The organism is Conyzicola sp. (genome assembly GCF_057073975.1).
In genome coordinates, this window is sequence record NZ_JBXMIS010000078.1 from 1 (window position 1) to 16,133 (window position 16,133).

Below are 16,133 nucleotides of genomic sequence, written 5' to 3' on the forward strand. Positions count from 1 at the left end.
AGCTGAGGTCGCGGTGGAAGATGTTGCCGCCCGGCAGCCCGAGCTCGGCCTCGAGGTCGAGCGGGGTGCGCGCCTCGACGCACGGGCGGCCCTCGGGGTCGCGCCACACGCAGTCGAGCACGGGCTCGGCCAGCACGCTGTCCAGCGAGGCGAGGGTGGCCTCGAGTGCGCGCTCGCGCGCGCCGTCGGGATCGGCCGCGAAGAGCCGCGCGGGCAGGTGCAGCGCGAAGCACGTCAGCGTCTGCGCGCCGGCGGCCTGCAGCTCGGGCCCGAGGATGCTCGGGTCGGTGAGCGAGTGGCAGTAGATCTCGCAGGGCAGCGGGTCGGCAATCGCGCCGCCCTCTGCCTGGCGGAACGACGAGTCGAGCTGCGACCACAGCTCGTTGATGTGGAAGGTGCCGCCGAAGGCCGCGCGGGGGTCGACCCCGTGCTTCAGCCGGGGGAGGCGTGAGAGCAGGAGGTTGACCTTCACCTGGGCGCCCTCTGGCTTTGCCGGCTGCGTCTCGCCGAGCAGGCGGGCTAGCTCGTAGGGCGCCACATTCGCGAGCACCACATCCCCCTGCACCACGCGGTCGCCGAACGTCACCTCGCCGTCGGGGGTGATCGAGGTCACCTCCGACCCGGTCGCGAAAGAGGCTCCGGCGAGGAGGGCGGCGCGGTAGAGCTCGCCGGTCACCGCGCCCATGCCGCCGACCGGCACATCCCAGTCCCCGGTCTCGTTGCCGATCACGTGGTACAGGAAGCACTTGCTGGCGGCCAGCGAGGGGTCGACGTTGGGCGCGAAGGTGCCGATGAGCGCGTCGGTCAGCACGACCCCGCGCACGAGGTCGTTGGAGAAGGTGTCGGCGATCGTCTCGCCGATCGGGCGCTCGATGAGGGAGTGCCAGAGGGCGTCATCCCCGACGGTGGCGCGGGCCTCGCTGCGGGTGAGCAGTGGCTCCGTGACCGTGGGGAAGAGAGCGCGGGCCAGCCGTGCAGTGCCGTCGTAGAAGTCGTTCCATGCTGCGAAGTCGGCGGCGGCACCGAGGGAGGCGAAGCTCGCGGCGGTGGCGGCGGCATCCTCGTTGTCGACAAGCAGTGCGCGGTCGGTGCCGGGCTCCGGCGTGAACGACGAGTAGCGACGACGCGTCAGCCGGATGTCGAGGCCAAGGTCGCGAATGACGCGTTTCGGAAGCAGCGACACGAGATACGAGTACCGCGAGAGCCGCGCGTCGACCCCCTCGAACGCCTGCGCGGACACGGCGGCACCCCCGACGTGGTCGAGTCGCTCGACCACGAGCACGCGCTTGCCTGCGCTCGCGAGATAGGCGGCGGCGGTCAGGCCGTTGTGGCCCCCGCCGACAATGACGACGTCGTAGCTCTCAGTGCCGTGCACTAGGGGGACTCCTCGCAGTTGACCGGGGTGATCACGCCGAGAACACGCTCGGATGCCGCCCGCAGCGATTCGAGCTCGTCGGCGGTGAGCACGTCGAAGAAGTAGCTGCGGATGGTGGCGGAGTGCTCGCGCATCGCGCCGAGCACCGCGCGCTTGCCGTCGGCGGTCAGCGAGATGAAGGTGCCGCGTCCGTCGGTGTCGCAATCGCGCCGTTCGACGAGTCCGCGCTTCTCCATGCGGCTCACCTGGTGCGAGACCCGGCTCTTCTCCCAGGCGAGCACCATGCCGAGGTCGCGCGCGCGCAGCTGCCTCCCCTCGGCGTCGAACAGGGTGATCAGCACGCTGTACTCAGCGGCGGAGATGTCGCCGTCGCGCTGCAGCTGGCGCTCGAGGGCGACGTCGAGCTGGCGGCGCATGGAGCTGAAGGTGCGCCAGGCGGTCCACTCCGTCTCCGAGATGCCGGTGCTGTCGCTCATGGCTCTATTCTGGCGCGCCGTGCCCGGTCGCCGCCGGAGGAGAGACCTGCAGCTCGTACTCGAGCTCAGGCGCCATCTCTCCCTTGAACTCGGACTCGTAACTGCGCACGAGCGTGAACCCAAGACGCTCGAGAAGGCGACTGGACGCCGCATTGCGGGCATCCAGCTCGGCCGTCAGTCGCGAGACCCCCAACTCCGTCGTCGCCAGGTGCACCATCGCGCTCGCGGCCTCGAACGCGAGACCGCGGCCGTGATGCGCAGCGTGCATCGCGTACCCGAGCTCGGCCTCGCCCTTCTCGACGCTCGCGCACTTGAGCACGACCTCGCCGATGACCGGGCCGTCGATCAACTGCATCGCGAGCACCAGCCACTCGCCCTCCACGTCGACCCGGCCCTGGCGAAGGCGCGGCTCGAGGGCCTCGGCGGCGAGGGCGCGATCCCGCACTGGCCACGGCAGGTAGCGCACCACCTCGGGGTCGGAGTGGTACTCGAGGATGTCGTCGAGGTCGCCGTGCTCGTGGGCGCGCAGCAGCATCCGGTCGGTTCGGATCGGCAGGGTCGGCGCCCAGGGGAGCGTGATCACAGGAAGTCCACCGCTCGGGTCAGCGCGTCGCGCACGGCGAGGATGGTGGGGCGATCGCGGCTCGCCTCTCTGACAGAGGTGAAGACCTCGCGTCGTGGGGCGGCATCCAGCGAGACCAGCGGGATAGAGGGGGAGCGGCCCGCCCAGACCAGGTCGGGCAGGATGGCGGCCGCGTTGCCCGACTCGATGAACCGGATGTGCGCCTGCAGGTCGGCGGTCTCGAACCGCACGTCGGGCTCGAAGCCGGCCGTGCGGCAGAGCTGCTCTGCGAAGTGGCGGCTGGCGGTGCCGCGCGGTTCCATGACCCACGGCATGGATGCGGCATCCATAAGAGAGGAAGCCCCGCCGAGCCGCAGCTCGTCGTCGCACAGCCCCACCCGGTCGAGGTCGGGCTGCCGGGGAGCCGAGTGCCCCGGGTACTGCTCGGCGATGACGAGGTCGAAGTCGCGCGCCCACACCTCGAACAGGGCGTTCTCCGGCTCGCGCTGGGTGACCTCGACGCGGAGTGCGGGGTACTCTGCGGCAAGCAGGGCGAGCGCCTGCGGGATGATGCCGAGCGCCGCCGACTGGAACACCGCGAGCCGCACCGTGCCCCGCACCTCGGTGAGAGAGGACACGAGCTCTGCCTCCATGAGCTCCACCCGCTCGAGCAGCAGCGCAGTGTGGGCGACGAGCACCTCCGCCTGCGGTGTGAGCTGCACGCGGCGGCCCGACTTGACGAGCAGGGGAACCCCGGCCTCGGTTTCGAGCAGCGCGAGCTGCTGCGAGATCGACGACGGGCTGTAGGCGAGGGCCTCGGCGACGGCGGCGATGGTGCCGCGAACCTTGAGTTCGCGCAGAAGGCGGAGTCGTCGCAGATCGAGCATCGTTCGGCAATTCTAAACAATAAGCATCGCAAACCGTCGCTTTTGCTTGGCTAACGGCGGCGCGAGACTGGGGAGAACCCAGCAACCGCCCTACCCGGAGGCATACCCTCGTGACCATGTCGACGACCCCGACCGCCAGCACCGACAGCGCAGAGCTCGCCGACGAGACCATTGCGACCGTCAAGCGGTGGCTTGCCGAGAGCGCGCAGGTCAAAGCAGACCCCAGCGCAGAGCGACTCGCCGGTGTGCTCAAAGACCCGCGCGGGCTCGAGTTCACGCTCGGCTTCGTCGACCGGGTGGTTCGGCCAGAAGACCTGCGGGTCGCCGCACGCAACCTCGAGCGGCTCAGCCACATCATCCCGGCCTTCCTGCCCTGGTACCTGCGGGCGGCCATCGCGGTCGGCGGCGGGTTCGCGACGCTCTTCCCGTGGCCCATCGTTCCGATCGCGCGCTGGGTGCTTCGCCGCATGGTCGGCCACCTCATCGTCGATGCGCGGCCAGACCAGCTCGGCAAGGCGATCGCGAAGGTGAAGCAGCCGGGAATCCGGCTCAACCTCAATCTGCTCGGCGAGGCCGTGCTCGGCGACGGCGAGGCCGACCACCGCCTCGAGGGCACCCGCGAGCTGCTGGCCCGCGACGACGTCGACTACGTGTCGATCAAGGTGTCGAGCGTCTCGAGCCAGCTCTCGATGTGGGCCTTCGACGAGACCGTCGAGCGCGTCGTCGAGCGCCTGCTGCCGCTCTACACGCTCGCCGCGCAGTCGCCAAAGCAGAAGTTCATCAACCTCGACATGGAGGAGTTTCGCGACCTCGACCTCACCGTCGCGGTGTTCACCCGTCTGCTCGAGAAGCGCGAGCTGCAGCGGCTCGAGGCCGGCATCGTGCTGCAGGCCTACCTCCCCGACGCCCTCCGTGCGTTCCAGGGGCTGTCGGTGTGGGCGCTGCAGCGTCGCAAGGCAGGCGGCGCCGGCATCAAGGTGCGGCTCGTCAAGGGAGCGAACCTGGCGATGGAGCACGTCGACGCCACCATCCACGGCTGGCCGCTCGCGACGTACTCGTCGAAGCAGGCAACCGACACCAACTACAAGCGCGTGCTGCACTGGGCGCTGACCCCAGAGCGCACCGACGCTGTTCGCCTCGGCGTCGCCGGCCACAACCTGTTCGATGTCGCCTACGCCTGGCTCCTGGCCAAGCAGCGCCGCGTCGACCACCGCGTCGAGTTCGAGATGCTGCTCGGCATGGCCGCGGGGCAGGCAGAGGCAGTGAAGAAGGATGTCGGCGGGCTGCTGCTGTACACCCCGGTCGTGCAACCGGCCGAGTTCGACTCTGCGATCAGCTACCTCGTGCGGCGGCTAGAGGAGAACGCGAGCCAGGAGAACTTCATGTCGGCAGTGTTCGAGCTCGACTCCTCTGAGGAGCTGTTCGAGCGAGAGAAGCAGCGCTTCCTCGCGTCGCTGGCCGACGTGGATGAGGTGGTTCCGGCATCCAACCGGGTGCAGTCGCGCGCCGACCGCGTGCTCGACGGGGTCGGATCCCTTCCCCGTTTCGCGAACGAGCCAGACACCGACCCGGCGATCGCCTCGAACCGCGCGTGGGGGCTCAGCATCCTCAGCCGCAGCGCGGCCTCCCGGCTCGGCGCCGGCAGCGTCGCCTCCTCGACCGTGACCGATGCGGACTCGCTCGAGTCGCTCATCCAGTCGACGCGGGATGCCGGCGCGGCATGGGGAGCGCGCCCGGCGGCAGAGCGGGCCCGCATCCTTCACGATGCAGCCGACGTGCTCGCCGCCTTCCGCGGACGCCTCATCGAGGTCATGGCGAGCGAGACCGGCAAGACGATCGCCGAGGGGGATGTCGAGGTCAGCGAGGCCGTCGACTTCGCCCGCTACTACGCCTCCCGCGCCGTCGAGCTCGAGCAGGTCGAGGGCGCGCGGTTCGTTCCGTCGGCCCTCACCGTCGTCACTCCGCCGTGGAACTTTCCCGTCGCGATCCCCGCGGGCTCCGTGCTCGCCGCACTCGCGGCCGGCAGCGGCGTCATCATCAAGCCGGCCCACCAATCGCGCCGCAGCGGTGCCGTCATGGTCGAGGCGCTCTGGGAGGCGGGCGTTCCGCGCGACGTGCTCCGCCTCGTCAACATCGAGGAGGGTGCGCTCGGCAAGCAGCTCATCTCGCATGACGCGGTGGACCGCGTGATCCTCACCGGCGCGTGGGAGACGGCCGCCCTGTTCCGCTCCTGGCGCAGCGACCTCCCGCTGCTCGCCGAGACGAGCGGCAAGAACGCCATCATCGTCACGCCGAGCGCCGACCTCGACCTCGCCGTCTCGGATGTGGTCAAGAGCGCCTTCGGCCATGCCGGGCAGAAGTGCTCTGCCGCCTCCCTCGTGATCCTCGTCGGTTCGGTCGCGACCTCGGAGCGCTTCCGTCGCCAGCTCGCGGACGCCGTCACCACCCTGCGCGTCGGCGTTCCGCAGAACCCGCTCACCCAGATGGGCCCTATCGTCGAGCCGGCGCAGGGCAAGCTGCTCTCCGCCCTCACGACCCTGGCCGAGGGCGAGAGCTGGCTCGTCGAGCCGCGCCAGCTCGGCGAGAACCTGTGGACGCCCGGGGTGCGCGACGGCGTCGCGGCCGGCAGCGAGTTCCACCTCACGGAGTACTTCGGGCCCGTGCTCGGCATCATGACCGCTGCGACACTGGATGAGGCGATCGCCCTGCAGAACGCGCCGGCCTACGGTCTGACGGCCGGCATCCACTCCCTCGAACCCTCCGAAGTCTCGCACTGGATCGATACGGTCGCCGCCGGCAACCTCTACGTCAACCGCGGCATCACTGGCGCGATCGTGCAGCGCCGGCCGTTCGGGGGCTGGAAGCGCTCCGCCGTCGGCACCGGTGCCAAGGCGGGCGGGCCCAACTACCTCATGACGCTCGGCAGCTGGGCCGCGATCGACCCCGCCGAGAGCGAGGACCTCCGCATCGACGGACTCGACGAGCGCGTCGCATCGGTGGTCAAGAAGGCGCAGGCTGGCCTTGAGTTCGCCGAGTTCAGCTGGGTGCGCAGCGCCGCGATGTCGGATGAGGCGGCGTGGCAGGCGGAGTTCGGCACCGCGCGCGACGTCTCTGCCCTCGAGGTCGAGCGCAACGTCTTCCGCTACCGGCCCGTTCCGGTCACCATCCGGCTCGCCGATGGGGAGCCGATGGGCCACCTCATCCGCCAGCTCGTCGCGGCGACCCGCGCTCGGGCCACCGTGTGGATCAGCACCTCTGTTCCGCTGCCCGCCGGGCTCATGGCATCATTCGCCGATGTGCTCGCGCCGGTCAATGTGCGTTCCGTCACCGTCGAGAGCGACCTGTCGTTCCTCACGCGCGCGGCGGCGGGCGAACTGGCGACGTCGCGCGTTCGGCTCATCGGCGGCAGCGTTCGCGCATTGGCGGATGCCGTCGGCGGCAACCCCGACGTCGCCATCTACGGCGGCCTCGTCACAACCGCGGGCCGGGTGGAACTGCTGCCATACCTGCACGAGCAGGCCGTGAGCATCACGGCGCACCGCTTCGGCAACCCCGACCCGGCGATGACGGCGCTCGTCGTCTGAGCTGTGCAGAAAATTCAGGCTCAGGCGGCATCCATCGTCCATATATCGATGGATGCCGCCTCGGCCTGAATTTCGTGACCTCAGGGGTGCGGCGGCACCTTCTGCCCTGAGAAGTACAGCCGCTTGAGGTAGTTGGGCTTCGCCCTGTCGAAGTAGCCGCGGCCAACCCACTCGAGGTTCTCGTCGAGCGCGCCAGCCTCGCGCAGGCCGAACCGGGTGACGGACTCGCGAAATGAGTAGTGCGAGAACAGCCGCATGAACTCTCCGAGGTACACGTCGGCGACCGCCGTGTTGCCGCGGATCACGAGCATGTTCTCGTCGTTGGTCTTCGTCGACCCGTCGGAGAAGTTCGCCGAGCCGACGACGACGGTCGGGCTGTCGCTCAACGGGTCGACGAGCATGTACTTGGTGTGCACATAGAGCACGTTGTGGCTCGCCGAGGCCTTCGGGGTCTCACCGAGCCAGCGATCGAATCCGTTGACCGGGATGAACGAGCCAACAGAGACGATCACGTTGCGCAGCCGCCGGATCGCAGCGACCACCGCAGACTGCGCTGCCTTCTGCGCGCCGCTGCCCGTCTTGTCCATGAGGGCATAGCGCAGCACGTCGTTCTCGACGCTGTAGCCGGGAACGAAGGGGGTGTTCATGCCGAAGGCGAAGGTCATGAAGACGGCGTGCTTCGCCCCGGCCGCCAGACTCGCGTACCAGGTGAGGGCGTCGAGGTTAGAGCGCGGAGAGAAGACGACGTCGGTGTCCGATGCGCCGGCGGGTGCCGGAGCAGGACTGAACGCGGATGTCTGGGCCGCGATCTCGGCGCGAGTCTTGTCGGCGGCGAGCAGCTGCCAGTACCGCAGGTAGGAGCCGGCGACCGCGGCATCCCGCACGATGTGCGCGTTGTTGGAGTGGCCGTAGATGCCGTTCTCGGTGAGGTTGGTCGAGCCGGTCCATACCTCCGCTGGCGCGCCGCCACGACTGACCACGAGGAACTTGTTGTGCATGAGGTGCCCGGTCTTGGTGCGCGCAATGACGAGGTCGCGAATTGCCGCCTGGTCGATCACCGTCTCGTTCTTCTCGCGCTCCGACTTCGCGTCGTACACGATCTGCACCGACGCACCCCGTGTGGCCGCGGCACGGAGGGCCCGCATGACGTCGATGTTCTTGAACTCGTAGAACGCGCCGTTGAGGGCATCGCCCGGCCCGGCGCTCGCGATCACGTCGAGCAGCCCCTCGACGAGACCGCGCGAGAGCCAGTCGAGCGCGGCCTGCCCGACCTCGCGCGGCTTGCGGTTGAGAAACCGTCGGGCGTACTCCTGCGAGGCGATGGCCCCGCGATTGAAGAAGATGGCGTGTCGACCGAGGTCGACCTCCTCGGTGGTGACCCTCGCATCCACGTATGTTGCGATCACCGGGTGGGCGACGTCGCCGGCGATCGCGGCGATGCGGTAGGTGTAGTCCTGGCCGGGGGAGGCGGTGTAGTCCGACCACTGGAAGCCCTGGATGGGGTGATACCTCGTCGAGACGCCAACCCCGGGCGCCGGGTTGGGCACCACGCTCGGGAAGGTCTTCGACCCGAGAAGCCAGATCACCTCGCCGTCGGAATGCCGCGTGCGCCGGATGCCGAACCCGTGCACCCGCTTCACCTCGATGAACGCACGGGGCAGGTCCCACCCCATGCTCACGACGTGGCCGCCAGCGACCACCACGGCCTTCAGGCCCGCTGCGTTGGATCTCCTCGTTCGCACTGCGACCTCCTCCGGCCACTGCCCCGCGTCATAGATACCACGGGGTGGAACGCTGCGTCTAGGCCCGCAGTGCCGCCTTCGCGAGCGCTAGCGCCTCGTCGGGGTCGACCTTGAGGCCGCGCATGCGCTCCGCGAAGTCGCGGGCGGCGAGCTGCGCCTGCTGCTGGGTCGTGTCGCCGAACGTGCTGACGATGGTGCCGTTGCGGCCGTGCGTCTCGATGACCCCGAGATCCTCGAGCTGACGGTAGGCGCGGGCGATCGTGTACGGGGCGACGTCGAGCTCCGCGGCGAGGGATCGCACGGTAGGGAGCTTGGTGCCGGCGGCGAGCGTTCCGGCCTTGACGGCATCCTGCACCTGCTGGGTGAGCTGCTCGTTCTTGGGGGTAGCCGAGGCGGGGTCGAGGGCGAAGCGGAAGGCGGTCACGGGGCCAAGCGTAGCGAGCGAGCCCCTTTGGGGGACACTTCGCGCGGCCGTCCGCGACGAGTGGCGGAACCGCTTGTACCCCCCCCGTAATGGGGGGTGCACCGAAGTTTCTAGCAACCGCCAAAAGACGATAGTTTCTCGCTCACGTGTGCGAAACCGATGCGCACCCTCTCCCTCGAATGGCGGCAGTGTGTTCCGAGTGTGGCGTGACGGTCGTTGGCTTCTCCTCTCCATGGTTCTCGTGGTGGCTCTCGCGGTCGGTGTGCTGACCGTATTCGAGCCGACCGTCTCGATCGATGCCACACCCAGGCCCGTGCCAGAGCTCGTATCGGAGCCGGCGGTCGAGGTGGCGTCCAGCGTGCCCGAGGGCGTCTTCGAACCGCTCACCCGCGAGATCGACTACCCGAGCGCGCTCACCCCGCCGCGCACCCCGATCGCCGATATCGCCGACGTCAGGGGATTCGACCCGGTGACCTCTGTCGCCACCGACCGCGACGAGTTCACTACCACCTACAAGAACGCCGACGGGACCAACACCACCGCCGTCTCGAATGCACCACTCAACCTCGATGTTGACGACGAGTGGGTCGAAATCAACACCGACCTGACTCCTGCAGGCGGTGGATCCTGGGAGGTCGAAACCAACCCCCTCAGCCCGACCTTCGCCAAGGATGCCGACGACGACTCCGTCTTCACCGTCGAGCACGACGGGCACTCCGTCTCGTTCTCGCTCGAGGGAGCGAGCGACTCGTCGACCCTGGAGCGCACAAAGGCGCGTCGAACGACCACCGACCTCAACAAGCTCCGCTACGCGGACGTCTTCGAGGATGTCGACCTCACCTACGAGGTCACCGCCAGCTCCGTCAAGGAGACTCTCGTTCTCGATGAGCTGCCCTCGAAGGATGACGCCACGTACGTCTGGAACATCGACGCACCCGGTCTCACGCTCGAGAGCGACGAGCTCGGCGACATCCGCTTCCTCGACGTCAAGGGAGACATCGTCTTCGTGATCCCGGCGGCGATCATGTGGGACTCGTCGGGCATCTCGGAGGTGCGCGAGCCGGCGGAGTCTCCCGTTGCGATAGAGCTCGCAGAATCGGGCGACGGCTGGCGTCTCACTCTCAGGCCCTCGTACGAGTGGCTCTCTGATGCCGCCCGTGAGTACCCGGTCTTCATCGACCCGACCGTGACCTACTCGACGGGGCGCGACAACTACCAGAGTTACAAGTCAACGACCGGCACCGGCAACTCCTTCGACCGCACCGGCAACACCCGCGAGGGCAATCAGAATGTCTACTGGCGTGCGGTCGCCCACTACCCATACCTCACCGGCAAACAGATAACCGCGGCTGGCATATACACGACCTACGCGTCGGGTACGACTTCGACGATGCCGGCGGCGATTTGGACAGCCAACTGCTGGGGCTACAGCTGCTATGGCTCGTACCTCGGCTCGTTCACCGTCAACAACGGCGCGAGCTACAGCGGGATTCTCCCAACGCTCGGATCCCAACTCGCGTCATGGTCCGCCGCCGATGTCTCCAACGGAACGTTCATCTATACCGGGAATGAGGATGCCCCGACCTACACGTACAAGGGCTTCTACTCGACGCTGTACTACGACTGGGTCGACTTCCCCAGCGTGACCGCGGCTATCTCGCCCTCCCCGACCAACGGCGGCGTTGGCTCCCTCGCCCCCACGCTGAAGGTGTCGGCCAGCGACCCCGTTGGCGCAGGCCTGTCGTACCAGTACGTCGTCAGCACGAATCCCAACCCTGCGCTGCCCTGTATCGCGCAGTCGGGGGACACCATGCCGTGTTCGTACACGACCAACTGGTCCACCTCAGCAGAGCAGGTCATCCCACAGGAGTCGCTCATCCCCGGTCGCCAGTACTACTGGCGGGCGTCGGTCAAGAGCGGCGGCGGTTACGACGGGTACTACGGCATCTCGACGGTTCGCCACGGACCGGTCTGGTCGTTCACGACCAACACGCCAGCTATTCCTGCCGCGCAGTCGACCGCCGCTCCCTCCGATGGAACGATCGCGACCACCCTCACCCCGAAGCTCACCACGGGAACCACGACGGATCCCGATGGCGGCAGCTACGCCGTCCGCTACCAGTTCACGGTCGCGACCGGTACGGACGGCCGTACCGGCTCCCTCATCCAGTCCGGCTGGCTTCCGACACCGGAGTGGACCGTCCCCGCTGGCGTCTTGCACGACGGCGGCTCGTACACCTGGTCGGTGCAAGCAGACGATGGCATCGACAAGTGGTACAGCTCGTGGAGCAACAGACTGCGAGTGGATCTTCGCCTCGGCACGTCGGGACCGTCGCCATTCGACTCGGCCGGCCCCGTCGCCGTCAACCTCGCTAACGGAAATGTGGCACTGGCATTCACATCACCAACCGTTGCCACCGTCGGCGGTTCTATGGGACTCGCCTTCAACTACAACTCTGTGCAGTCCTCCGCCCAATACCGCGGGCTTACCGCGAAGTACTACGACGCGGGCCAGGCCTCCCCGACGTGGACCTTCTCCGGCAAGACGCCGGTGCTCGTGCGCACCGACCCACAGGTGAACTTCGCGTGGGCATTCGAGTCGGCCGGGCCATCCGTGCCGATCGACAAGTTCCTCGTGCGCTGGAATGGCTTCATCAAGGTGCCAGATGCAGGCAACTACACGTTTGGAGTGACACGCGACGACGGTGTCAAGGTGACCATCGGTACGACACCCGTCGTCGACCAGTGGAACCAGACGATTCCGCTGTCGACCCAGTGGGGAGTCGTCCATCCCATGACGGAGACCCCGATGCCGATCGAGATCGACTACTTCGACGCGGGTGGCGTCGCGACGATGCAGCTCTGGGTGCGCGAGCCGAATGGCACCGAGCGCATCGTTCCCAACGACTGGTTCACGACGACGTTCCCAACGCTGCCAGCCGGCTGGTCGACATCGACCCCGATTGCGGGAAGCGCCGGGGCCTACACCTCGGCTGTAGTCAGTGAGTCCTCGGTTGCCTTGACCGACATGGGCGGCGGCGTGCACACCTACACGCGCAATGGCAAGAACTCGTTCACGACTCCCGCCGGCGAGTACGGCATCATGTCGACCGACGCGAACGGCCTCATCGTTCTCACCGAAGATGACGGCACCGTCTACTCCTTCGATGGCGCTGGCAAGGTATCGAGCGTGACGAGTCCGAGCGACGGGCTCAAGCCCGCCGCTCCCGTCATCGCGTACCGTTCCGGCACAGGTCAGGCAGACACCATCTCCGATCGCCTGTCGGCGAAGGTCGGCGGCGGCTTCGACCGGCAGGTGCGGTTCGTCTACGTTGGCGACACGGCATCAACGGCAAAGCTCACTGGAGCCGACCTCGACGGCACGAACCCATGCGGTTGGGTCACCGAGAATGCAGCAGTCAAGGCAGCTGGAATGCTCTGCCGCATCGTCTACCCCGGTCACGTCACCGGAGCCGACGACACGACCAAGATCGACTACGACGACAACGGAAACCTCATTTCGATTACGGATCCGGGTGGAGAGCTGACCTCGTTCGGCTACGACGCAGGCCGTCGCATCACGTCGATCCGTGACTCGCTCGCGAACGACTGGCTGTCTATCAACACCGCGCTCGAGAGCGCGGCGCAGACCACCGAGATCGTGTACACCGACGGCAAGGTGACGAAGGTCACACTGCCCGCACCCGACGGCGTCACCACGGCCGACCGACCCTCCAAGACCTTCACGTACGACGGCACCACGAGCTACGTCGATGTCGACGGTGTGCCCGGCACCGCTCACGAGAAGACCGTGACCTTCGACTCCTCCTGGAGGCAGTTGACGACGAAGAGCCCCAGTGGTCTCCAGGCCTCGCAGGTGTGGGCGGCGAAAGACCAGGTGCAGTGGGTGAAGAACCCGCAGGGCTACGTGTCCACGACGATCTATGACAAGCAGGATCGCGCGACCGACGCGTATGGTCCTGCGCTCGAATCGTGCTTCGACCTCGATCCGCAGAGTGGGCACTACCTCGAGCCGGTCTCCACATGCCCGATCCTGCCCGCCCACTCCTCGACGAGCTACGACGCCGGCCTCTATGGACTCCACGCCGCGTTCTACAGCAATGCGAGCCTCTCTGGCGCCCCCTCATCGTTCGCGCTCTTCAACACCCCCGGGGACGCGACCGTATCGAAGGACTGGGCGAGCACGAGTCCGGTAACGGGCATCGTCGATAAATGGAGTGTGCGCCTCACCGGTCTCGCCACGTTCCCGACGGCTGGCAACTACCGCTTCGCAACCTGGGCCGATGACGCGACCCGTGTGTGGGTTGATGACAAACTCGTGCTCGACTCGTGGGCAGAGGGCGCGCTGCGCGTGTCGACGGTCGGCCAGGTGACCGTGCCGGTCACGGCCGGCCAGACTGCCCGCATTCGCGTCGAGTACGCCGACATCACCTCAACCGCGAAGCTTGAGCTGCAGTGGGGTGTCGGCACCGGCGCACTCGTCAAGGTTCCCAGCTCTGCCCTCAAGCCCGACTACGGGCTTGCCAACGGCACTCTGACCGAGGACTCTGCCATGGGCCAGGGAACAACCCTCCTCGACTCGCAGGTTCCCGACCTCGTGACGAAACTCAGCTACGAGCATCCGTGGCTCGGAGCTGTGACAGAGGCGAGCGTCGACCCGAGCGGCCTCAACCTGCGCACCCGCACGACCTATGAGTCCGCAGCGTCGGCGACAGCGTTCAGCACCTCGAACGCTGACCAGATCGCTACTGGCTGGGCCGTGTACCAGCAGGTTCTTGCCCCCGGCGATTTCAGCGGTGACGGCAAGCCCGACATCATCGCGGTGCAGACCAACGGGATCCTTCAAATGTTCCCGGGCAACGGCTCAGGCGGGCTTGGTTCCCCGATCCAGATCGGAAACGGCTGGGGTGGGTTCAAGACTGTGCTGGCACCCGGCGACTGGAATGGTGACGGCAAGCCTGACCTCATCGGAATGACGACAGATGGCAACCTCCTCCTCTACCCGGGCAATGGGGCAGGGGGCTTTGCTGGCGCTGTTCCGACTATCGGAAATGGTTGGGGTGGATTCACCTCGGTGCTTACACCCGGAGACTTCAACGGTGACGGCAAGTCTGACTTGATCGCCATCACCGCGGCAGGGGCGGTCATTCTCTACCCGGGGGTTGGCAACAGCACCGGTGGATTCAGCGGCAGTTATCCGACCATTGCCACCGGCTGGACCGGCTACAGTCACGCAGTCGCTGCTGGCGACTTCACAAATGACGGCAAAGCAGACGTGCTTCGCGTGCAGCCTGACGGCACACTTCAGGCCTTCGCGGGCAACGGAGCGGGTGCACTCGCTGCTACGGGCACCACAATCGGCACGGGGTGGACGGGCATCAAGTCTGTCGTTGGTCCACGCGCCTTCAGCGGTCCCGGGCAGCACGACCTGCTGGCGATCACCACGGCGGGCAGCCTCAACCTGTTCACCGGCGATGCCGGCGGATGGCTGCGCAGAACAAGCAAGACGCTACCCGCCGCTGTTGCAGCGGGTCAGCCCGCAGCCACACACGGCCTGACGCTCACGTACTGGGGCGACAAGCAGCAGCTCGGATCCGTGATCTGCGGACTCCCGGCGACCACTCCGCAGTCGGGCTTTCTCAAGTCCTCCACGTCTCCAACCCCGAGCTCCGGCAAGGCGGTCACCACGGAGTACGTCTACGACATCTGGGGACGCACAGTCGGAGTGAAGCGCACAGGTGACGACACCTACACCTGCACAACCTTCGATTCCCGAGGTCGCTCGATATCCACCTCGTATTCCGCGTATGGAGATTCACTTGCGCGGACGGTCACCAACCACCCTTCGACCAACTTCTCGACTGGGCTCTTTGACCCGCTCGAGGGCTTCGTGGACGGCACAACCGTGGCCGGCCAGGTCAATGGCGGCAAACTCGCGACTCGAATCGATCTCCTCGGCCGAACGGTCTGGTCGAAGGATGTATGGGGCACTATCACCACCCCGAACTACGAACCCGTCACCGGAAGGCTGCTCTCAACCACGACAGAGCTGCCTGATCACACCGTGAGTTCTCAGCTCGTCGAGTACAACGAGGACGGCCAGGTCACCAAGGTCTCCCGACAGGTCGGCTCGGTCGTCGAGGATCTCGCGACTGTCACCTACGGCACCAGCGGCGTGCTGCGCGGTCTTGTCACAGGCGTCGCCTACGGCAACACCACGTCCCTCACTCCGCTCGCCGCAACGGCGGCGGGTGCGAGCACCGGCATGACATGGACCTTCCCGGCGTCGACGGTCACTGACAGCGTCGTGCGGTCCCAGTCGGGCCGGATCCTGCAGAACACGCTCACCGACTCGCTCTCTCTCGACCCGGAGGTATCCACGTACACGTATGACGCGGCCGGACGCCTGAAGGTTGCCGAGATCGACCGACACACTCTCACCTACGGCTATGACGTGAGCACGTGCACCAACAGCCTCGCGGGGCTGAACGGTAACCGCACATCGTTCATCGATCTGAAGGATGAGGGGGAGTTCACCGAGCAGCTCACCACCGTGAACTACGGCTACGACAACGCCGACCGCCTCCTCTCGACCAGTGGCGCCGGCGCGGCGCCGGGGGCGTCGCCGATCACGGATGGCCTCGCCACGACCGACATCGCATACGACGCGCACGGCAACACCACGACGCTGGCCGACCAGTCGATCACGTACGACGTGGCCGACCAGCACCTCGCCACGACGGTGGGCGGGGAGACGGTCAGCTACGTTCGCGACGTGGCCGGCACTGTCGTCGCCCGACTCTCGACTCACGATGCCGACAAGGCGGAGCTGCGGTACACGGCGGGTGCGGTGATGGATGGTGACAACACCGTCTTGCAGCGCACCCTGTCGCTGCCGGGTGGGGTGAACGTCTCCTTCGAGGCGGATGCCCGCCAGAAGTGGAACTACCCAAACCTGCACGGCGACAACATCATCCAGTCCGATGGTGCTGGTGTGCGGGGCGGCACGCGGGCCGCCTATGACCCGTTCGGGCAGCCGATCGACCCGGACACCGGTGACAT

8 protein-coding genes are annotated in these 16,133 nt (G+C 67.2%); 2 read left to right on the forward strand and 6 right to left on the reverse strand.

What is annotated here, in order from left to right; translation table 11 throughout:
- The 4 genes from AC14A7_RS07025 to AC14A7_RS07040 all read right to left on the reverse strand — a co-directional run.
- The coding region (locus AC14A7_RS07025) for a phytoene desaturase family protein (RefSeq protein WP_484007580.1) at window positions 1–1,375 on the reverse strand (1,375 nt) is incomplete at its 3' end.
- The gene (locus AC14A7_RS07030) at window positions 1,375–1,851 is read right to left on the reverse strand and encodes a MarR family winged helix-turn-helix transcriptional regulator (RefSeq protein WP_484007581.1); all 477 of its coding nucleotides are present in this window, start codon (window positions 1,849–1,851) and stop codon (window positions 1,375–1,377) included. The genes AC14A7_RS07030 and AC14A7_RS07025, both read right to left, overlap by 1 nt.
- Window positions 1,852–1,855: 4 nt before the next feature.
- Window positions 1,856–2,434: a GNAT family N-acetyltransferase gene (locus AC14A7_RS07035; RefSeq protein WP_484007583.1), complete on the reverse strand. Its 579-nt coding sequence runs from the start codon at window positions 2,432–2,434 to the stop codon at window positions 1,856–1,858.
- On the reverse strand, window positions 2,431–3,300 hold the full coding sequence (locus AC14A7_RS07040) for a LysR family transcriptional regulator (protein WP_484007585.1): 870 nt from the start codon (window positions 3,298–3,300) through the stop codon (window positions 2,431–2,433). The genes AC14A7_RS07035 and AC14A7_RS07040 overlap by 4 nt, the downstream gene beginning before the upstream one ends.
- Window positions 3,301–3,416: 116 nt before the next feature.
- On the opposite strand from AC14A7_RS07040, the gene AC14A7_RS07045 reads away from it, so the two are divergent.
- Entirely contained in the window at window positions 3,417–6,884 is a 3,468-nt protein-coding gene (locus AC14A7_RS07045; protein WP_484007587.1) for a bifunctional proline dehydrogenase/L-glutamate gamma-semialdehyde dehydrogenase, read from the forward strand.
- 80 nt (window positions 6,885–6,964) lie between these two features.
- On the opposite strand, the gene AC14A7_RS07050 is transcribed toward AC14A7_RS07045, so the two are convergent.
- Together AC14A7_RS07050 and AC14A7_RS07055 are read right to left on the reverse strand one after the other, a co-directional pair.
- On the reverse strand, window positions 6,965–8,626 hold the full coding sequence (locus AC14A7_RS07050; protein WP_484007589.1) for a phospholipase D-like domain-containing protein: 1,662 nt from the start codon (window positions 8,624–8,626) through the stop codon (window positions 6,965–6,967).
- Between the two features lie 58 nt (window positions 8,627–8,684).
- Entirely contained in the window at window positions 8,685–9,050 is a 366-nt protein-coding gene (locus tag AC14A7_RS07055; RefSeq protein ID WP_484007591.1) for a GntR family transcriptional regulator, read from the reverse strand.
- A gap of 232 nt (window positions 9,051–9,282) precedes the next feature.
- Here AC14A7_RS07055 and AC14A7_RS07060 point away from each other — a divergent pair.
- A partial coding sequence (locus AC14A7_RS07060; protein WP_484007593.1) for a PA14 domain-containing protein occupies window positions 9,283–16,133 on the forward strand: 6,851 nt, incomplete at its 3' end.